The sequence below is a fragment of the Methylobacterium sp. ARG-1 genome (assembly GCF_001262595.1).
Taxonomy (GTDB): domain Bacteria; phylum Pseudomonadota; class Alphaproteobacteria; order Rhizobiales; family Beijerinckiaceae; genus Methylobacterium; species Methylobacterium brachiatum.
In genome coordinates this window covers 67,006-85,909 of record NZ_LHCD01000015.1, presented here as the reverse complement: position 1 = coordinate 85,909, position 18,904 = coordinate 67,006, and the positions used below count along the sequence as shown (strand labels likewise).

The following is an 18,904-nucleotide window of genomic DNA, read 5'->3' as shown; positions in this document are numbered from 1 at the left end:
CGGCATCGAACGCGGGCCGACGCACAGGCCAAGACCGCCCTGCAGCGCAGCCTCAATGCCGGCCAAACCGACGCCCTCGAACAGGATACGCCATGTCCGTCATTGCTGACGTCCTGCAGCGGCACATGCGCGGCCGTCTCACAGGGCAGCATGTACGGAGCTGACGTCAGCCAAAAAACTCGTTATCTTTGATCAGTGGCTGATAAAAAACGCACAGAACTCGACTGGCAGGATGTGCGGATCTTCCTGGCTCTCGCGCGGCACGGCAGCTTGTCCGCGGCGGCCCGGACGCTCGGCGTGAACCATGGGACGGTCTCACGGCGGCTCCTCTCCCTGGAACGCAGCCTGGGTGAGAAACTCGTCGAACGGCGGCCTGAAGGCTATGCCCTGACGTCTGCTGGTACCCATGCGCTCGAAGCCGCGAGCGATATGGAACAGGCAGCCCAAGTTCTCAGTCGCGGCGGCGTGGATGAAGGCCCCAGCGGCTTGGTGCGGATCAATGCACCACCTGCGATGTCAAACGGATTCCTGGCTTCGCGCCTCGCGACGTTGGCGTCACGTTATCCGAGGCTCAACATCGATCTGGCGGCGAACCATCGATCCATCAGCTTGGAGCGCCATCAGGCGGACATCGCGGTCCGCTTTGTGCGCCCCGCAGACGGTGACGTGATCGCACGTCCGCTCACGACCGTTGGGTACGGGTTCTATGGCGCGGACGAGGCATGCCGTTCGGTCGAGGCGGGCTCCGAGCCGGTCTTCATCGGGTTCGACGAGGCGGATGCGTATCTGCCCGAAGCGGCGTGGGTGGCGCGGCATTTCCCACGGGCGCGCCTGGCCTTCCGGGCACACGACCAGTTCGCCCAATCAATTGCCGCGCGGTCCGGTGCTGGGCTTGTGCTCCTCCCCCATTACATCGGTCGCAGCGACCCGCTTTTGAGATTTATTGATCTCCGCCCCGTGCCGCCGAGCAAGGATGTCTTCCTACTTACCCGCAGTCGCGATAGGAAAGACCCGTCGATCCACGCTGTCGCCGAGGAACTAGCCAGTATGTTCGAGCAGGTTCGTGACCTATTTCTATGAGTCCATGCCGCCGCAGCAACGCGTTGGTATGGACCGGTGTCCGAAGGTACGCAGTTCCGGCTGACCTGATCCGACGCAGCTACTTCGAAATTAAGCTGTTCGCTCGAAGTCAGCTTCTCCCGATCCCAATCCGCAAAACGGATGAGCCGAAATTCACCCAAACCAGCCATTCGGACGCGCCCACGACTGGGACCGGAACTGGCCGGAAGCCGCCGGTCTGCTCCGGAGCAGCGCGCCCGGAAAGCGGATGTTCCCGCTTCAGCTGGTCCCGGCCTTGAATGAACGAGATCTCGCTAGCGCCGGAAGTTGCCGGCATCACACCATCGCTCACGCTCTATCTTGGACGGCGCCCCGGACCAGCTGAAGAAATCGTGCAGAAGCCGACGACAGGGGACGCTCCGGGCACCCCAGGACGTTGACGAGAAACGTCACCGTCGGCCGCAGGGCCCTGGCCGTGACCTCTCCCTTGACCCCCATCACGGTCACGGCGTCCGATCTGGTGAAGCCGAGCCCCGCCGCCAGACCGCGCGTCGCGGCCGAACAATTATGCGGCTTCCCGAGCGGCGCGCCGCGAACGAGCTCCTGTGCCCGTCATGGTCGAGTGTCACCCGGGGCATGCAGGCGCCGGTACTCGGCGGGCGTGGTGCCGACCCGCCGGACAAAGGCGCGCCGCAGCGTGTCGGCGTCCCGGAACCCGCAGGCGCCAGCGATCTGCTTGAGGGCGACTTCGCCCGTCTCCAGGAGGCGGCGGGCAGCCTCGATCCGTACGGTCTCGACGTAGGCGGCAGGGGTCAGGCCGGTCTCAGCCCGGAATACCCGCGCGAAGTGGCGAGGGCTCATGCCGGTCCGGGCGGCCAGCCTGTCGACGCCATGATCCTCGGCCGGGTGCGCGGCTACCCAGCGCTGGATCTCCTGCAGTGCCGAGCGCCCAGATGGTGCGCTGACGCCGCGCCGGCTGAACTGCATTTGGCCGCCGCCGCGCTTGAAGAACATGACGAGTTGAGCCGCCACCCGCCGGGCGACCTCAGCCCCGAGGTCCTCCTCCACCAGTGCCAGCGCGAGGTCGAGCCCCGCCGTGACCCCAGCGGCGGTCCGAAGCGGCCCGTCAAACAGGCAGATCGCATCTGCCTCGATCTGCGCTTCAGGGAAGCGCTCGGCCAGCACCTCCGCCACAGCCCAGTGCGTCGTCACGCGGCGACCATCCAGAAGACCGGCCTGCCCGAGCAGGAAGGCCCCGCTGCAGACGGAGCCGTAGCGACGACAGCGGGTCGCCGCAGCGCGGAGCCACGCGAGGAGCTCGGCCCCGAGCGCCGCCTCGTGCATCCGAGGCGCGCCGGCGACCAGGAGCGTGTCGAAGGCCGGGCCCGCAGCAGCGGGAGCGATGAGATCCGGCAGCAACCGCCGACCCGACGAGGTCGTGATCGGGCCCGGTGCGGTCCCGACGAGGGCGAGGCTGTAAATTTCCCGACCGCATTGGGCATTCGCCTCGGCGAAGACGTCAAGCGGACCGGCCACGTCGAGAAGTTGGACGTCGGGCAAGGCGAGAAGGGCGACTGACCGAGCTGTCATGAGTATCCGGTGTCCGACGGTGCAGGCACGTTGTCAGAAATCGTCGTAACAGGGCGATTGATGCCAAACTCGGCTTTTCCTAGCTCAGGACGACACGCAGCGCAAAGGAGCCCGTCCATGAGCATCGGCCAGGAAGCCGCTATCCCCGATAGCAAGCTCGCTCGGGCGATCACGGAGTTCGTCCGCGATACCGAGATGGAGCTGCTCTTCAACCATTCGAGCCGGGTCTATCAGTTCGGCGCGCTCGCCGGCGCGCATCGCGGCCTGACCTTCGACCGCGAGCTGCTCTACGCGGGCGCCATGTTCCACGACGTCGGTCTGATGCCCGACCACAGCAGCGCCGAGGAACGCTTCGAGGTCGACGGGGCCAACGCCGCGCGCGAGTTCCTGAAGGCGCACGGCGTGCCCGAGGCGGACGTCTACACCGTGTGGACGGCCATCGCGCTGCACACCACGCCCGGCATTCCGGTCCACATGCATCCGGTGGTCGCGCTGGTCACGGCCGGCGTCGAGATGGACGTGCTGGGCCTGACCTACAGCCAGTATTCCGATGCCGAGCGGCAGGCGGTCGTCTCCGCCTTTCCCCGTACGCCGGATTTCAAGGAAGACATCATCCAGGCCTTCTACGACGGCATCCGGCACAAGCCGGACACCACCTTCGGCAACGTGAAGGCCGATGTCATCGCCGACAAGGAGCCGGGCTTCCGCAAGGGAAATTTCTGCAGCGTGATCCGCGCCTCCCGCTGGGGCGGCACGCAGGCGGCGGGCTGCGGCTGTGGCGGGCATAATTGAGGATCGCCGGCCGGTCGCCCGGATGGGCCGGTAGCCTGCACGGCACGCCGCCTGCAGAGGGGGGCGCTGCATCGGATGCCTTATTGGTGACCACCCCACTCAGGCGTGTCCGAAACTGCGTTTGATCTGGCAGGATCTGTCGTGACGCCAAACTGTACGCCGGCACATGCGACCGCCTAATCTTAGCGGCACCGAAGCGGAACAAGGTCGAGGTGACGCATGGCGGCGACGGCGGCAAAGGTGCCTGTCACGGTGCTCACGGGTTTCCTGGGATCGGGAAAGACCACCCTTCTCAACCAGTTGCTCGCGCAGGGCGAAGCCGAGAAGACGGCCGTCATAGTCAACGAATTCGGCGAGGTCGGCATTGACGGCCAACTGGTGGTAGGCGTCGACGAGGACGTGATTGAGCTCAACAATGGCTGCATCTGCTGCACGGTCCGCGCCGACCTCGTCACAACCATCGGACGCCTACTCGCGCGGCCGCAACCGGTGCGCCGCATCCTGATCGAGACCACGGGCCTCGCCGATCCGGCACCCGTCATCCAAAGCTTTATGCTCGACGAGCATCTCAGGGCACGAACCGAACTCGACGCGCTCGTGACCGTCGTCGATGCCCGTCACAACCCGCTCTGGCTGTCCATGGGCAAGGAGGTAGAGGCGGCGGGCGGGGAGAACGTCGCGCGGGAGCAGATCGCCTTCGCTGACCTTCTCCTCCTCAACAAGACCGACCTCGTCGACGAGGCTGCCCTGGAAGCCTGCGAGACCGAGCTCCGTCGCATCAATCCGCTCGCTCGCATCCGGCGCATGCGGGACGGGGCGGTCCCGGCCGGGGAGGTGCTCGGCATCCACGCTTTTGATTTGAAGAACGCGCTGGCTATTGAGCCGGAACTCCTATCGGACGTGGAACACGAGCACGACGACGCCATTGCGAGCGTCTCGCTCCGCCCCGAGGGAGACCTCGATCCGACGACATTTTTCCAGTGGCTGAACCGCTTCGTGCAGGCAAAGGGGCCCGACATCCTGCGCATCAAGGGCATCGTCGCCCTGGTCGGCGAGGTGCGGCGCTACGTCTTCCACGGCGTGCACATGACCCTCGACGGTCGGCCCGGCAAACCGTGGGGCCCCGGCGAGCCACGGCGCGGCGAGTTGGTGTTCATCGGCCGCAACCTTGATGCCGAGGAGATCGCGGCAGGCTTGGCGCAGTGCCGGGCGGCGCAGGCGGCCTGAGCGACTTCGCAGAGCTGAACGGAGGCCTCATGAAGCTCCAGCACACCCTCGGCGGCCTCGAAGGCCTCGACCCCGTCCAGCCAGAGCTCCGCGTCTTCGTCGAGCCCTGGGAGGAGCGGATCTTCGGCATCCACACCGCCATGATGGCGCTCAGCCCGCAGCTCAACCTGCCGCAGACCTCCAGTACCTTCCGCACGGTCTGGACCTGGGCCGACCTGCGCAAGGGCGCCGAGGCAATGAACCCCTTCGACTACTTCAAGTACCGCTACTACGAGAAATGGCTGGGGGGCATCTCGGGCTATTTCGTCGCCAACGGGTACATCACGCAGGCCGAGCTCGACGCGCGCACGGGCGAGTACCTCGCCGATCCGGCCAAGCCGCTGCCGTCGGGCGGTACGCCGGAGATCGACGACCGCATCCACAAGTACCTGATGGACGGCGACTCGCCCTGGCACCAGTGGGCGGACAAGCCGCGCTTCGCCGTGGGCGATGAGGTGCTGGTCGCCGACCCGCAAACGGTCGAGCACACCCGCCTGCCCGGTTACCTGCGCAATAAGGTCGGGGTCGTCGAGACCGTCTACGACGATGCGTTCAGCTATCTGTGCTCGACGGGGCCCGACGGCATCGGCCCGGCCATGCCGGTCTACTGCGTAAAGTTCGACCCGCAGCACCTTTGGCCCGGCAACGCCGAGCCCGGCTTCTTCATCTACGCCGACCTGTTCGACGCCTACGTGCGCCCGGTCCAGGACCGGGCCGCCGCGTGAGGGAGAACCGATGACCGACCGCTTCGCCTATCCCCAGGACCGTGAAGCGCGCAACGCGGCGCGCGTGCGGGCGCTCGAAGCCCTGCTGATCGAGAAGGGCGTTATCACCGATCAGACCGTCGGCAAGGTCATGCAGACCTTCGCCACCGAGATGGGACCGTTCAATGGCGCCAAGCTCGTGGCGAGGGCCTGGACCGATGACGCCTTCAAGGCGCTGCTCGTGACCGACACGATGGCGGCCGTCGCGCAGCTTGGCCTGCCCACGGGTGCGGCGGGCGCGGAAGGCGAGCACATGCGCGCCGTCGCGAACACGCCGCAGATCCATAACCTCATCATCTGCACGCTGTGCTCCTGCTATCCCTGGCCAGTGCTGGGGCTGCCGCCCTACTGGTACAAGGACCCGTCCTTCCGTGCCCGCGCGGCGAGGGAGCCGCGGGCGGTACTCAAGGAGTTCGGCCTGGAAGTCGACCCCGCGAAGGAGATCCGCACCTGGGACAGCTCGGCCCAGATCCGCTGGTTCGTCGTTCCGGAGCGGCCGGACGGCACCCAGGGCATGAGCGAGGACGACCTCGCGAAGCTGGTCACGCCAGAGGCGATGATGGGCGTTGCCATCGCCCTGCCGATAGCGGCCTGAGGGCATCCGTCGTGCAGACGAGCTTCGAGCACTTCGCCGTCGCCAGCATGATGGGGCAGCCTGACACGCCGCCCCGCGCTAACGGCAGCCTCTGCTTCCATCAGCCCTGGGAGCGGCAGGCGTTCGGTTTGGCCGTGGCCCTTGCCCGGGACGGCCACTTCGAGTGGGAGGACTTCCGGCAGGCGTTGATCGCGGAAATCGCGGCGTGGGAGTCATCCCATTCCCGCGACGACCCGAATTGGGACTACTACGAGTGCTGGCTGAATGCCCTTGAACGCGTGACGCGGATCCATTTCGGTTCGGGCATAGCCGCTCCTTTGGTCCAAACACTGTCAACGGCCTAAGGCACTCTGACAAGGCCACACAGATGCGTATGTTGTGCGTGCTGGCTCATTGCTGAGTAAAGTCCACTCTTGGGATCCGGCCACGGACTACTGCTCGGCAGCAATGGGCACAACTAAGACCCACAAGCTGTGCTGCCACAGCGTCCGCTTCGGAGAGTCCGCGAGACGCGGCTGAGCGGCCGAGATGGGCGCAAAGCGGACTGGCGGCTTTTGGAGGCAACCTAATGACGGCTTACGGCGCTCTTCTACCTCTGCAGCGTGTACCGGGCGTCAGATCCAACCCATTTGATGTCGGCGCTGCGCCAAACGCCGGTGCACCTTTATGTGAGACACAGTTCTACGAGACGTTCTCACGTCGCCATCCGCCTAACCGGCGCCGCAACATTCCAAAGGGCCAGCCGGTATAGAGTCGGCCACGGGTCCCTCAATCCGGATCAGCCGGAGGAGCCCGCCCGCATGTCCTTCGATACCTCAGTCAGGATGATTCTCGGCCACAGGAGCATCGCAGGCACGCACTCACAGCTTGGGGCGATCGAAGCCGCCTGTTCTGCCGGCGTCGGCCTCGCAGGGTGACCATTCGGTTCAACGTCGGCATCATGGCCGTCCATCGACATTAGAACGGCCTCACCTCCAAATACCGAATGGCGCTCGCCACCACCGTGTCCGACCTGGACGATGCGCGGTGGCGCGAGGTGGCGACCGGTCTCGCAGCCATCGCCCGTCTTCATCTCGATGTCAGAGCCGACTTCGACGGATTGGTTCAGCGCTTCAGCATGCCAATCACCACCTCAGACATGGGAGGCCGTGCCCATGCCGCGTGAAGCCATCATCAATCACCCCAATGCCGAAAGGGATAGGGGGCCTCGATTAAGGATCGCGAGCAAGGGAGTGGCAACCGAATGGGAAGCCATTTTCCGAGCAACGTGAGAAAAAAAATCTGGCGAGGCCGGAAAAGCCAGTATTGAGGCCCCGGCGCTCCTACCGCGGCTAGCGGCCGAGAACCCACCGCTAGCCGGGCACGAGGACGAGCCTAGTGACTTCAGAACGCTCAGCGAGCACTTGTGCGGGAGCCAATGAATCTGATGGATCGGTGCGACGAGAAACTCGGCTCTCTCGTTCGGCAGATAAATGCGGCCGAGCACCACGCCAAGTTCAATCCGGCTGATCGGCGAAGTTAAACCCCATGCGGCTCTTGGTCTCGACCAGCACCAGGCGGGTCCGATCGAAGGCCCAAGCGAAGTCGGGATCGTCCGGCACACGCGGTCCGAGGAGCGCCCTGGCCCGCTCGATATCGTCGAGGATCGGGTCGACATCCTGAATCCGCCACGCGGCAAAATCGGCCATGCGCAGCGTCCGCATGGAGCTGCCATTGCCCATTACCATTGAGCTGATGACGGCTTCGCCGCCGATCGCGACCGCCGCGTTCAGTCCCCGCAGGCCCATCTTCGTCCGCTGCAGCGCGGTGAAGCCCGACTCTCCCTTAATCCCCTTCAGCACCATGTGACCGGCATCGGCGCGGGCCTGGACGACGGCATTCTCAAGCGTCCCGTCGTGGAAGCTTTTGTGCGTGCCGACCATGATAAACGCCGCATCCTCTCGGCCGAAGGTCGCGAACAGCATTGCGTCCTCCCTGTCCTTCTGCCGGGTCTTGCGCGGACCGACCGGATCGACGGGATCGAAATGAAGGTGATGCACATCGTAGGCGGCCAGGCCGAAATCCCCATCGTGCTGCGCGTCGCGCGGATGCTTGCCTGGCCGATGCGCTCGGCTCGACAGGTACGGCGTTAGGTCAGCGCCTTCCTCGATTAGCCGTGCCATTGCGAATACCGTGTCGAGGTGGCGGGTCACGAGGTTGCCATCCCAGAACCGGCGTACGAAGAAGACGCGACGCTTGGCGGTCGGGATCAGCCGGCGGGCGCGTACGAGGTAGTGATGGATCAGGGCGCCGAGACTTTGGCGCTGCGGGTCGAGGTTGCCACCGAGCTCGGCCACAAGTTCGCGGCGCAGTCGCGCAACGCGAGGACCTTCAGCGTCCGGACCCGGCACAGTGCGCCTCCACGACTCTGAAGCACGAACTCGACTACATCGAGTCCTATGCCTAAATTGTCTGCCACGAGATTACCGAGGGATGAAGGCGCCCGATGCGGAACCCGTTTGTCGAGTCCCGGTCGAAGCGTTGCGGCGAGATCCTACTTCAGGAAGCCTTTCGCGCGGAGGTGATCTGTGAGGATGCGGCGGATGGCTTCCGCACGCGAAGGCTTTGGATCCGCTTGCGCCTCGCGCCAGGCCTCGACGCCGGCCAGCAAGTCATCGGACATGCGGACACCCTGTTGCGGCGTTACACCGGTCGCGGGCCGGCCACGTCTTTTCTGCGCATCAGGAATTGACATCCACATACATTCTTGCGTATCAAAAAAGCAGGCCGAGGGGAAGGTACAACTTCCGTCACCGCTCTAACCCCACCACTCTGTTATAGAGAGCGGCGACGGCTTCGCGCGCCTATAGCATCACCTTATTACATCTTTGGAAGCGGCAGGACCGGTTAATACGTCAGGGGCCGAGGCGTTAGTTCGGCCCCGTCACCCAGGCCATCCACGCAATGGAGCCGCCGGAACCCGTCGACGCCACACTTCGGGCAATCGGAGACGACCTAGATCACTATTACGCCGAGGCCGGCATCGAGATCGATCTCGGCGCAACTGCCTGCGCAGCAGGAGGCGTGGGTCACAACGGAGGTTCGGCTTGATGGGCCGTATCCTCGCCTTCCTCGCTCACATCGACGTCCGGTGGGCCGGCACTCACTCTGCCCGGATCGATTTCTTCGCGCCGAAATCGACGCCGCGATGAACCTGGGCGGGTGAATGGCTCGTGGCGGCCGGGAGGCTGGCCCGCAGAGCACGGCGGGCGCGCTGATACCCCTCTTCGAGCCCACGATCCACGCCCCGGGGAATCTCACGCCGGTGGCGGCAATTCAGGAGAACCGAGATGGCGAGTGTTAACAAGCGCGAGTGGACCACACCGAAGGGGGAGCAACGATCAGCCTGGGAAGTTCGGTATCTACTTTCAGGCAAGCACAAATCTAAGAGTTTTGCTCGGAAGAAGGATGCCGATACTTTCAAGCGTAAGATTGAAGACGACATAGCTAGAGGCAACGTCCATATGCTCGATGGCACCGTGACCGTCAAGCGGATGTGCGACGAGTGGATCAAGGAGAACGAGGACAGAGTTGAGGCGAAACAGATCGGCCTTAGCTCGATGGGCAATTTGCGCCGGTCGGTTGATCTGCATCTAATCCCGAACCTCGGCAATATAAAAGTTTCCGAGCTGCGGGTAGCACACGTTGAAGACTTGTTTCGGACATTGATGAAGTCTCACAAGCTTTCACCGCGTACCGCCCGGTCCCACGTTTTCTATCTGAGGCAAGCGTGTGAGTTCGGGCGCCGCCGGGGCTATTTGCGATCCGATCCGATCACGCCGGCCCTGAAACTCATGCGCGGCCTGAAGATGCCGAAGGTTCGGACCTTCACAACGGAACAGGTCCGCGACCTTCTGAAGGCGGCCGAGGATCGAGCGTTCTGGCAGCACCCGATCACCTTCCTCCGTCTGAAATGCTTCGTGCATCTCGCGGCGTTCTGCGGACTCCGCTACGGCGAGATCGTCGGCCTGACCCTGGATTCCTTGGACTTCGACGAGGGCATGATCCGCGTCCGGACGGCCCTTAGCCGGTTCGACGAAGTGAAAGGACCGAAGACCGAGGCCGGTGTGCGTGACGTTCCTATGCCGGTCCACCTCTCGGCGCTGCTGTCGCGGTGGCTGAGCCACTACTTCGTCGAGAACGAGCGAAATCTCGTCTTCCGCACAGACACCGGCTTGCAGATCCGCCCGAGCAACTTCCACGGCGCGCACTGGCGGCCACTCCTACGTCGGGCTGGCCTGGACGATGGGAAAGGCTCGTTCCACTTCCACGCGCTCCGGCATTTCGCGTCCTCCTGGTGGATTGCGAACGGCATGGATCTGCCCACGGTAGCGAGCCTGATGGGCCACAGTAAGTTCGACATGACGCTCCAGGTGTACGCGCACCCAGTGCTGCCCGTGGTCCGGCACGCCGAGGTGATGGGCCGCCTTGCCAACCGTCTGCTCGACGTTCCGGCCCTGTCCGAGACCGCGGCCGCCGTCACGCTTGGCTCCGCCATTTGCGCAACTGTTGCGACGCCGGAGATAAGCCGCTGAAATCATTCGGCGAAATCCCAACGACAACGTCCTGCCCAAGAAGGCAAAGCCCGGATCGAAGGCTTCGATCGACGGCTTCGACGCGGCGATCAACGCGAACGCGGCCCGGCTGGCGCACGAGAGCGGCAGCATCCCGGCCGGCGTGAAGGTCGAGAAGCCGTCGATCTACATGGAACGTGGGCTGATCGGATTCTGAACATGCCGCAGACCGAAGCCGAGATGTGGGCGGGGCTCGCCAAGTCGGAGGAGGCGGGGCAGCTCGTCTACTCCGGGCCGGCCCAGGACCAGCGCGAGACGATAGCCCGCGAGATGTACGACCGCGGCTGGGACGATCTCGGCTTCCTCGGCGTCGGCTCCGGCTTCTACCAGGGCAGCGCCACAGGTCTGGCCCTGCTGATCCAGTGCGCCGACGTGAAGGCCCGGGACATCTCGAAGGCCGAGATGCTGCAGTGGCGCCGCAACGGCCGCGGCTGGCAGATGGTCGAGCCGGTGAAGGGCGAGCTCGCCTACCACCTGATGACCAAGCCGAACCACACGGCGATGACCTGGCCGGAGTTCTGGCGGATGGTCGTGCTCCACCATGAGGTGGCGCAGAACGCCTACATCTACACCCCGCGCGACCGCGAGGACACGATCGAGGAGTACATCACGATCATGCCGGGCCGGGCCCGGATGCGCGTCAGCGACCGCGGCAACATCTTCTACGAGATCGTGGCCGCCACCGAATACGACCGCGCGGTTCTCGGCGACACGTACCTGATCGTGCCCGAGCACGAGATGATCCATCTGCGCGGGCGGCTCCTCGACGGCGTCAACGGTTTGTCGAACGTCGTTCTGGGGTCGCCGAACCTCGATCTGCTGTCCGCGATCGGGCGCTTTCAGACCAAGCTCTTCGGCAACGACGGCAAGCAGCCGCTGGTGTTCGAGACCAAGGAGGGCTTCCCCAACTCGGACATGGGCGAAGCGGCCTTCCGGCGGCTGAAGGATCAGCTGCGCGAGGCTGCCCGGCGGGCGAGCGGCACTGGCGAGGCGATCCTGCTCGAAGCGGGCCTCACCGCGAAGGCGATCGCGATCAACGCGGTGGACGCCCAGAGCAAGGACAGCTTCACGCAGGCCGTGATGCGGATCTGCGGCCTGATGGATGTGCCGCCGCACCGGATCTACGCGCTGGAATCGGTCGCCTACAACAACATGGCGTCGATGAACCGGCAGTATGTGAACGACTGCTTGATGCCGCTGGCGTTCAACTTCGAGACGAAGTTCCGGAACCACTCGCTGCCGCAGGACGACTGGCCTCGATACAGCCTCCAGTTCGACCGCTCGGCGCTGATGTCGAACGATCCGGACACGATCGAGAAGCTCGTGAAGACCGGCATGAGCACCGGCATCATGGAGATCGACGAGGCGCGCGAGATCATGCCGTTCCGGCTGAATCCGCTTGGACAGGGCGGCCAGGTCCGCACCGTGCCCGTCACCATGGCCCTCGTCGACCGGGCCGGGAACGTCATCCAGGCAGCCACCGGCCAGAACGCGACGCAGCCCGGCGCCGGTGAGGATGAGAGCCCCGACAACAACGCTGGCAAGGCCGGCCCACGGCTCGTCCATTCCGCAGGAGCAGCCTGATGCCCTCGAAGCGCGTCTCGATCGAAGAATACCTCGGCTCGCGCGGCTACGGCGGCGTGGAGCGCAAGCACTTCGCCCGGGATTCGGGCGTGATCATCAAGGCGGCCCACGTCATCGAGAAGGCGCCGAAGTTCGACAAGGAGGCGGGCACCATCCGCTTCGTCATGTCGGCCGAGATCGAGGACCGCGATCGCGACATCGTCGTGCAGGCCGGCCTCGACACCACCGAGTTCGAGAAGAACCCGGTCGCCCCGTGGTCCCACCGCGCCGGCGACCCGCCGGTGGGCACGTGGTCGGATCTGGAGAAGTCGCTCGGCGGCCGGCCGAAGCGCACAGAGGGCACGCTGACTCTGGTGAAGGGCGAGCCCATGGCGGACCGCCTGGCCGTGCACTTCGAGGCCGGCAGTGTGCGCGCCTGCTCGATCGGGTTCATGCCCATCGCGATCGAGCGCCGCGAGGTCCCCGAGGACCAGCAGGGCAACTACTTCTATCCGGGCTACATGATCCACGAGGCCGAGCTCTACGAGTGCTCGCCGTGCACCGTCCCGGCCAACCCCGCCGCGCTGGCCAAGGCCGCGGCCGCGGGCGACGTCATGGCCCGGGAGATGATCGAGGAGGTGCTCGACACCTGGTCGATCGAGAAGGGACTGATCGTCCCGCGCAAGGCGTTCGAGGTCGCCTACGATCAGGGCAAGGGCGGCGATCGCACCGTGGTGATGTTCGGCGGCAAATCCTTCGAGGTGAAAGCGGGCGAAGGCGACGAACCGGTCCTGGTGCCCGTCAAGCCGAGCGACGCCGAACGCTTCGCCGAGGCGATCGAGAAGGAGCCCGGGGTGCTCGCCCGGCTCGCTCAGGCGCTTGGCCTGAAGGGCAAGACCGAGGCGGCGGACCCGAAGCCCGAGGAGGACGGGCCCAAGCCCGCACCCGAGCCGACGCCCGAGCAGAAGCTGCGCGAGCAGTTCGCCAAGGACATTCCCGCGCTCGAAGCGCGGCACGCATTGCTCGAGGCGGAGGCCCGTGAGGCCGCCCTCGACGAAGAGATGGCGCTGCACAGCGCCGCTTGATCCGCCCGCAGCTAGCCGAGGCGGTAACCCGGTGGCGACCTGCGGGCGCGGCCACCCTTCAAGAGGAAATCCGATATGACTCTCAAGGAGCTTCGTCAGCGCCTGAAGGACGGTCGTGCACGGCTCGTCGACCTGAAGGCCAAGGCGTTCGCCGAGACCGCCTCCACCGAGGACCGGGACGCCTACACCGGCGGCCTCAAGTCCTGCGAGGACACGCTGGAGCTGATCAAGCTCGCCGAGCGTGATCAGGCGATCGAGGCGGCCGCCACCAAGGGAGCGAACGAGCCGGCCGGCGGCGGCGAGGGTGGCGAGCATCGCCCCTACGCGGCCCCCGCCAAGCAGGTGAAGGACGTCCAGAAGGCGCTCCTGCCGATCGCCGCCCAGGTGAAGGCCGCCATCCTCAACAAGCAGTCGCAGGAGAGCGGCTCCGGCGAGCGCATCAGCCCGGTCGACCTGCTCAAGCAGGAAGGCTACGGCGAGACGCTCAAGGAGTTCGACGCCAAGGCGCGCGAGCAGCGCTTCAAGGCCGGCCTCGCCTCGACCGTCTCCAACAACGTGCTCCTGCCGCAGCCGGTCGCGGAGGAGATCATCCCGATTCTCTACCCGGCCGCCACCTTCCTCCAGGGCAACCCGCGCCGCGTGCAGCTCATCGGCGGCACGTACCGGCAGGCCCGCGGCGTCGGCTCGGCGACCGCGGCCTACGTCGGCGAGGGCGCGAAGAAGCCGGTCGGCGCGCCCACCTTCGACGACATCGACATGCGCAGCCACAAGCTGGCCGGCATCGTCTACATGACCAACGAAGCGGCCAAGTGGACCATCGGCCGCCTCGAGGAATACGTCCGCAGCGACCTTCAGCGGGTGATGGGTCTGAAGATGGATTCGGCCATGTACTTCGGTACGGGCGTCGGAGCCACGCCGACCGGCATCTTCAACCAGCCGGGCATCACCGTCCTCGACGGCTCGGGCACCGGACTGTTCGCCAACAACCGGGCGCCGACCGTGGCCGAGCTCGACCGGGTCGCGTCCCGCATGATGCTGGCGATGACCGGCGCCAACATCGTCCGCTCCGACACCTGGAAGTGGACCATGGGCTACCGGTTCATGCAGTTCCTCGCGGATCTGCGTGATGGCAACAACAACCTGATCTACCCGGGCGTGGACGATCCGGTGAACCCGCGCTGGAAGGGCATCCGCATCCTGGTGTCCAACCAGTTCGCCGAGAACGGTGGCGCCAACACCGACGAGGGCGACCTCGGCCTCGTCGACTTCGGCCATGTGCTCTTCGCCGAGGAGGAGGGCATGACCATGAAGACCTCCACCGAGGCGACCATCGACGACGGCGGCACGCTCGTCCTGCTCTGGCAGCAGAACATGAGCGCGATCCTCTGCGAGATGCAGCACGACGTCGCCCTGGATCAGCCCAAGGCCGCGGTCCGGCTGACCCACGTCCGCGCGGGCTCGCCCTCCACCACCGCCGGCTGATCGCCGTCCGCATAGCCGCGCGCTGGCATCAGTTGGCGCGCGGCACGCCGCGGCGACGTCTTCGCCGACCCTTTCAGCATCACGAGGACGACGGACATGGCGAAGAACGTGGCCACGGTCGAGGATTTCCAGAGGATCAAGAACGGGGACACCGGCCTCGTGCCGATGTCGTTCCTGATCCCGACGATCACCGAGCGCGTCGGGGATATCCGCGGGGCCGAGCCCTATACGGCGCTGCGCTGGTACAACGACGGGCTGGCCGAGCCGATCGTGCAGCTGAACGCCGCGCCGGCGCAGCAGCGCCAGGCGCAGCTGGACACCGAGGCCGAGCGCAGGTCCGCCATCGAGATCCCGGCCGCCTGGGGTGAGAGCCACCGTCTCCAGCGCATCGCCCTGGCCAAGAAGATCTCCGGCAGCGATGCGGGCCTGAGCACCGAGCAGGCGGACAAGGTGATCCAGGACGAGCTCGCCCGGCGCACCGCCACGTCGGCCGCCACCGACGCGGGTGCGAACGCCCTGACCACGCAGCGGACCGTCACCCTCTGATGGCCGACGAGCACAAGGACGGCGCGGAGACCCCGCGCCCGACCCGCTCGTCCGATGCGGAGCTCGACCGCTACCGGGCAGACCGCCAGCGGCCGAAGGCCGTGACGCGGCCGGGCGCCGACAAGATGGCCCGGCCTGGCACGCTCCGCGGCTACGAGACGAAGTGAGGCGACGACGTGGACGTGCGCCGTATCTCCGATCCGCTGACGCTTGCGGCGAAGCTGCAGGTCGTCACGCGGGAGAAGGCGAAGGCGCATATGCGCGTGCGCCACGCCGATGAGGACGACCTGATCCAGGACCTCATCGGCGCCGCCTTCGATTTCCTGCACGGCCCCGACGGCTGGCTGAACGGCTACTGCCTTCTGGCGGAGGAGTTCGAGAGCTTCCTGCCGGCGATCGATACGACGGCCGAGCTGCCCTTGCGCCCCGTCAGCGACATCGACGCGATTGTGGTCGCCCGCCTGGTCAACGGCACCTATGAGCCGGCTCCCGCCGGCACTTTCGTGGCCGCGACCCAGGACAACTTCGCGGTGGTTGCGCGCCTGGCCGCCCCCGGCGCAGCTCCGACAACCGCTGCCGGCCCGCGGAGTTACCGCCTCGGCTTCTCCGCAGGGCACGTGGATCCGGATGCGGTGCCGATGCCGCTCAAGCAGTCGATCCTGCTGCTTGTCGGCCACTGGTACGTGAACCGGGAGGTCGCGGCCGGGACCGTCCCACGCGAGATCGAATATGGTCTGCGAAGTCTCGCTGGCCGCTACCGCGTGAGCCCGAACCATTCGTGAGGCTGGCAGCCTGACCGTCTCGGTCGGCCTTGGGCCGGCCCGCTAGCTTCATCTGGATCGAGGAGGCCTCGCCATGCCGCTGCCGACCAGCGCGCCCCAGACCGCAGAGACCGCCTATCGGCTGGTCATCGCCACGGCCCAGACCTGCTCCGTCAACCTGCGGGGCCTGAAGGGGCTGATCGATGCAGGAGCGCGCGTCCCGCTCGTCGCGCTGGTCGGCCTGTACCAGGCGCTCAACGGTTCTCAGGGCGTCGGCCGTTCGATCCAGGGCGTGGAGGGGCTGGCAGAGTACGCCAAGGAGGCGCTGCTGGCCCCTGACTACGACATCGACGCGGAATTCATGCGCTCGATCATCGCGTGCAAGGCCGTCACCGACTGGCTTCTGGCGAACCTGCCGAACGACGGCGCCGGCGGCTATGTGGGCTGGATCCACGAGGGCGACGGCCAGATCGTGCCGCTGACCGTCGCGGCCGACACCCTCGCGCCGCTCGCTGCGCTGATCGACAGCGCCTTGGCGACGTTCGCGTAGCCTATGGCCCTGTGGACTCCCCTCAACCTCAAGAGCGTCACGCTCGAGGGGTGGTATCGGACCAAGGACCCGTTTGGCGCTGTCGCGCCCGGTGCTGACGTCCTGTCGGGCGGGGTCCCGGGCAACTGGGTCGACCGTTCCGGCAAGGGGCGAACCCTCTTCCTGGAGGGATCGGGCCTCACGTGGAACCCGGATGCGTTCGGGACCGGCAAGCCCGGGATCGAGAGCAACGGCAATGGCGGCTGGCGCACCGCGGCGGGGCAGGCTTATCCGCCGAACCTGCCGCTGGGCACCGGCGCCGTCTTCCGGCAGAACGCGGACGACAACGACAGCCGGCTGATCTCGCTGATCACGCCGAACGGGTCTGACCCCTTCGACAGCGCCGGCGTCATCCCGCTGTGCTTCATCTCCGGCCCCGGCAAGCTCAGTTACTGGTACGGGTTCAACCAGGCCTCGACCACGATCCCGGTTGGGGCGCCGGCCATGATCGACGGCGTCCCGACGTCGTTGACGGATTACAAGACCGCTCTGAACGGCGTCGACGGCGGCAGCAGCTCGCACGCCAATCTGAGCAAGTACCAGATGGATCGGCTGGGCGTCATGCGCACCGGCCAGGGCGGCAACTCGCCGAAGGGCGCATTCGCCGAAGCGATCCTCTGGTCGGGCGTGATCTCGGCCGCCGAACTGGCGCAGTGGCAGGGCTACCGCGCCTGGAACAACGGGCTGCAGGCCCTGCTGCCGGCCAACCACCCGTATGCCGCTGCTCCGCCGACCGTTGCGGACACCGGGGGCGGCACGCCGACGCCGACGCCGACGGATTCCCGCACCGGCGCCGGCACCTCGACCGCGCCGGCCTACGCTACCGGCACAGGACAGAAGGCCGCTCGAGGCGCCGGCGCCGAGACGGCGATCGGCGCTGGCACCGGCACAGGCCGGAAGGGCGGTAAGGGATCGGCCACCGAGACGGTCATTGCCGCGGCGACCGCTTCGGGCCGGAAGGCCGCGCCTGGTAGCGGTCTCGCCACGGCCACCGCCGCGGAGACGGGCGCGGGCCGCAAGGCCGCCGCCGGCGCGGGCTCCGCCTCAAGCACCGCGGCGGCCACCGTCACCGTCGCCCCGGTCAAATCGGTCCAGGGCAACGGGCTGGCCACGGCCACCGCGGTCTCGACCGGGTCCGGCCGGAAGGCAGGGCAGGGCAGCGGCCTGGCCGCGGCCACCGGCACCTCGACCGCGTCGGGCCGCAAGGCGAGCTCCGGCTCCGGCCTAGCGACGTCGCCCGGGTCGACCAGCGGCGTCGGGGATAAGCCTGGGGCCGGCACGGGTGAAGCCAGCGCTGAGGCCTCGACCTTCGGCGCCGGCCGGAAGAGCGTCACCGGCGCCGGCACGGCCTCCGCGGCCTCGGCAGCGCAGGGATCGGGGCGGCGCGCGACCTCGGGCGCTGGCTCAAATACCGCGACTGGCACCTCGACCGGGACCGGCACCGCGCATCGCTCCGGCGCTGGCGTGGCCTCGGCCCAAGCGGCGGTTGCCGGCAGCGGCTCGACCGCCCGCCGCGCGACAGGCTCCGCCGATGCCTTCGCCGGCGCTGTCGGAACGGGCAACACGGCTCGCCGCGGCTCAGGCAACGCAACCGCGACCGGCTCCACCGCCGGGACTGGAGTCGCCCAGCAGGCCGGTGCCGGATCCGGGGCGACCCAGGCGACGGGATCTCTTACGGGAGCCGGCCGGAAGTCGGCCTTCGGGTCCGGCACGGCCGCCGGCACCGCTGCCGCCACCGGACGCGGGCGCAAGGCGAGCTCCGGTGCTGGCCAGGCCGTTGGCGTCGGGTCCGGGTCAGCCAGCAGCGCTCACTCGGCCGCCGGGGCCGGTCCAGCCTCGGCCATCGCATCCGGCGCCGGCACCGGGCGCAAGTCGGTCCGCGGTGTGGGCACGGCGAGCGCCGCAGCGGCCACCACCGCCACGGGCCGCCGCTCGATCACCGGGCCAGGCCGGGCGACCGCCGCGACCCTGACGATGGGGCGGGGCCGCAAGGGTGCATTCGGGACTGGCGCGGCGACCGCTGTGATCCGCGTCACCGGCCTCAACGGGAACACGACGATTGCCGCGGAGCCGATCCGGCTACGGGGCACGAGAGCCGCGCCGGCGTCCCTGCTCGGCGCTCGGCAGCAGTCAGCCTCTCTGCACGGGGCCAGGCAAGGGCCGGCGGTGCTCAAGGGCAGGCTTTAGGCACAGACGGAG

19 protein-coding genes are annotated in these 18,904 nt (G+C 66.9%); 16 read left to right on the top strand and 3 right to left on the bottom strand.

Going from position 1 to position 18,904, the window contains the following annotated elements; all coding sequences use genetic code 11:
- Positions 1 to 195 precede the first annotated feature (195 nt).
- Entirely contained in the window at positions 196 to 1,080 is an 885-nt protein-coding gene (locus tag AKJ13_RS15585) for a LysR family transcriptional regulator (protein ID WP_050734169.1), read from the top strand.
- A gap of 591 nt (positions 1,081 to 1,671) precedes the next feature.
- Here AKJ13_RS15585 and AKJ13_RS15580 read toward each other — a convergent pair.
- On the bottom strand, positions 1,672 to 2,649 hold the full coding sequence (locus AKJ13_RS15580; RefSeq protein WP_050734168.1) for a GlxA family transcriptional regulator: 978 nt from the start codon (positions 2,647 to 2,649) through the stop codon (positions 1,672 to 1,674).
- Positions 2,650 to 2,766: 117 nt separating this feature from the next.
- On the opposite strand from AKJ13_RS15580, the gene AKJ13_RS15575 reads away from it, so the two are divergent.
- From AKJ13_RS15575 to AKJ13_RS15550, 6 genes are all read left to right on the top strand, one after another.
- A complete protein-coding gene (locus tag AKJ13_RS15575; protein WP_050734167.1) occupies positions 2,767 to 3,441 on the top strand; it encodes an HD domain-containing protein in 675 nt (224 codons plus the stop codon).
- Between the two features lie 219 nt (positions 3,442 to 3,660).
- Complete coding sequence (locus tag AKJ13_RS15570; RefSeq protein ID WP_050734166.1) at positions 3,661 to 4,668, top strand: GTP-binding protein; 1,008 nt, start codon at positions 3,661 to 3,663, stop codon at positions 4,666 to 4,668.
- 29 nt (positions 4,669 to 4,697) lie between these two features.
- Positions 4,698 to 5,432: a nitrile hydratase subunit beta gene (gene nthB / locus AKJ13_RS15565; protein ID WP_050734293.1), complete on the top strand. Its 735-nt coding sequence runs from the start codon at positions 4,698 to 4,700 to the stop codon at positions 5,430 to 5,432.
- A 10-nt stretch (positions 5,433 to 5,442) separates the two neighbouring features.
- Entirely contained in the window at positions 5,443 to 6,066 is a 624-nt protein-coding gene (gene nthA / locus AKJ13_RS15560) for a nitrile hydratase subunit alpha (protein WP_050734165.1), read from the top strand.
- A gap of 11 nt (positions 6,067 to 6,077) precedes the next feature.
- Entirely contained in the window at positions 6,078 to 6,410 is a 333-nt protein-coding gene (locus AKJ13_RS15555) for a nitrile hydratase accessory protein (RefSeq protein ID WP_050734164.1), read from the top strand.
- Between the two features lie 641 nt (positions 6,411 to 7,051).
- A complete protein-coding gene (locus tag AKJ13_RS15550) occupies positions 7,052 to 7,231 on the top strand; it encodes a hypothetical protein (protein WP_050734163.1) in 180 nt (59 codons plus the stop codon).
- A 331-nt stretch (positions 7,232 to 7,562) separates the two neighbouring features.
- Here the strand turns inward: AKJ13_RS15550 and AKJ13_RS15545 are convergent, their stop codons facing one another.
- On the bottom strand, positions 7,563 to 8,456 hold the full coding sequence (locus tag AKJ13_RS15545) for a hypothetical protein (protein WP_144426267.1): 894 nt from the start codon (positions 8,454 to 8,456) through the stop codon (positions 7,563 to 7,565).
- Positions 8,457 to 8,599: 143 nt separating this feature from the next.
- On the bottom strand, positions 8,600 to 8,728 hold the full coding sequence (locus tag AKJ13_RS33105) for a hypothetical protein (protein ID WP_280137113.1): 129 nt from the start codon (positions 8,726 to 8,728) through the stop codon (positions 8,600 to 8,602).
- A 667-nt stretch (positions 8,729 to 9,395) separates the two neighbouring features.
- Here AKJ13_RS33105 and AKJ13_RS15535 point away from each other — a divergent pair.
- From AKJ13_RS15535 to AKJ13_RS15500, 9 genes are all read left to right on the top strand, one after another.
- A complete protein-coding gene (locus AKJ13_RS15535) occupies positions 9,396 to 10,640 on the top strand; it encodes a site-specific integrase (RefSeq protein WP_082316968.1) in 1,245 nt (414 codons plus the stop codon).
- 198 nt (positions 10,641 to 10,838) lie between these two features.
- Positions 10,839 to 12,263, top strand: coding sequence for a phage portal protein (locus AKJ13_RS15530; RefSeq protein WP_050734159.1), 1,425 nt, complete (start codon positions 10,839 to 10,841; stop codon positions 12,261 to 12,263).
- Positions 12,263 to 13,327: an HK97 family phage prohead protease gene (locus AKJ13_RS15525; protein WP_050734158.1), complete on the top strand. Its 1,065-nt coding sequence runs from the start codon at positions 12,263 to 12,265 to the stop codon at positions 13,325 to 13,327. The genes AKJ13_RS15530 and AKJ13_RS15525 overlap by 1 nt, the downstream gene beginning before the upstream one ends.
- Positions 13,328 to 13,402: 75 nt before the next feature.
- Positions 13,403 to 14,809, top strand: coding sequence for a phage major capsid protein (locus tag AKJ13_RS15520; protein ID WP_050734157.1), 1,407 nt, complete (start codon positions 13,403 to 13,405; stop codon positions 14,807 to 14,809).
- A 96-nt stretch (positions 14,810 to 14,905) separates the two neighbouring features.
- Positions 14,906 to 15,355: a hypothetical protein gene (locus AKJ13_RS15515; RefSeq protein ID WP_050734156.1), complete on the top strand. Its 450-nt coding sequence runs from the start codon at positions 14,906 to 14,908 to the stop codon at positions 15,353 to 15,355.
- Positions 15,355 to 15,522 carry a hypothetical protein gene (locus AKJ13_RS31885; RefSeq protein ID WP_160320605.1) on the top strand — a complete coding sequence of 56 codons (168 nt, stop codon included), beginning with the start codon at positions 15,355 to 15,357 and terminating at the stop codon, positions 15,520 to 15,522. The genes AKJ13_RS15515 and AKJ13_RS31885 overlap by 1 nt, the downstream gene beginning before the upstream one ends.
- A 15-nt stretch (positions 15,523 to 15,537) precedes the next feature.
- Complete coding sequence (locus AKJ13_RS15510) at positions 15,538 to 16,137, top strand: head-tail connector protein (protein ID WP_144426266.1); 600 nt, start codon at positions 15,538 to 15,540, stop codon at positions 16,135 to 16,137.
- A 73-nt stretch (positions 16,138 to 16,210) separates the two neighbouring features.
- Positions 16,211 to 16,666, top strand: a complete 456-nt coding sequence (locus tag AKJ13_RS15505; RefSeq protein ID WP_050734154.1) for a hypothetical protein — start codon at positions 16,211 to 16,213, stop codon at positions 16,664 to 16,666.
- Between the two features lie 3 nt (positions 16,667 to 16,669).
- Positions 16,670 to 18,892, top strand: coding sequence for a hypothetical protein (locus tag AKJ13_RS15500; protein ID WP_050734153.1), 2,223 nt, complete (start codon positions 16,670 to 16,672; stop codon positions 18,890 to 18,892).
- Positions 18,893 to 18,904 lie beyond the last annotated feature (12 nt).

Coding starts and splice junctions, on each gene's coding strand:
- AKJ13_RS15535 (WP_082316968.1), top strand. CDS start 9,396: ATGGCGAGTGTTAACAAGCGCGAGTGGACCACACCGAAGGGGGAGCAA.
- AKJ13_RS15520 (WP_050734157.1), top strand. CDS start 13,403: ATGACTCTCAAGGAGCTTCGTCAGCGCCTGAAGGACGGTCGTGCACGG.
- AKJ13_RS15550 (WP_050734163.1), top strand. CDS start 7,052: ATGGCGCTCGCCACCACCGTGTCCGACCTGGACGATGCGCGGTGGCGC.
- AKJ13_RS33105 (WP_280137113.1), bottom strand. CDS start 8,728: ATGTCCGATGACTTGCTGGCCGGCGTCGAGGCCTGGCGCGAGGCGCAA.
- AKJ13_RS15530 (WP_050734159.1), top strand. CDS start 10,839: ATGCCGCAGACCGAAGCCGAGATGTGGGCGGGGCTCGCCAAGTCGGAG.
- AKJ13_RS15575 (WP_050734167.1), top strand. CDS start 2,767: ATGAGCATCGGCCAGGAAGCCGCTATCCCCGATAGCAAGCTCGCTCGG.
- AKJ13_RS31885 (WP_160320605.1), top strand. CDS start 15,355: ATGGCCGACGAGCACAAGGACGGCGCGGAGACCCCGCGCCCGACCCGC.
- AKJ13_RS15580 (WP_050734168.1), bottom strand. CDS start 2,649: ATGACAGCTCGGTCAGTCGCCCTTCTCGCCTTGCCCGACGTCCAACTT.
- AKJ13_RS15500 (WP_050734153.1), top strand. CDS start 16,670: ATGGCCCTGTGGACTCCCCTCAACCTCAAGAGCGTCACGCTCGAGGGG.
- AKJ13_RS15515 (WP_050734156.1), top strand. CDS start 14,906: ATGGCGAAGAACGTGGCCACGGTCGAGGATTTCCAGAGGATCAAGAAC.
- nthB (WP_050734293.1), top strand. CDS start 4,698: ATGAAGCTCCAGCACACCCTCGGCGGCCTCGAAGGCCTCGACCCCGTC.
- nthA (WP_050734165.1), top strand. CDS start 5,443: ATGACCGACCGCTTCGCCTATCCCCAGGACCGTGAAGCGCGCAACGCG.
- AKJ13_RS15525 (WP_050734158.1), top strand. CDS start 12,263: ATGCCCTCGAAGCGCGTCTCGATCGAAGAATACCTCGGCTCGCGCGGC.
- AKJ13_RS15570 (WP_050734166.1), top strand. CDS start 3,661: ATGGCGGCGACGGCGGCAAAGGTGCCTGTCACGGTGCTCACGGGTTTC.
- AKJ13_RS15505 (WP_050734154.1), top strand. CDS start 16,211: ATGCCGCTGCCGACCAGCGCGCCCCAGACCGCAGAGACCGCCTATCGG.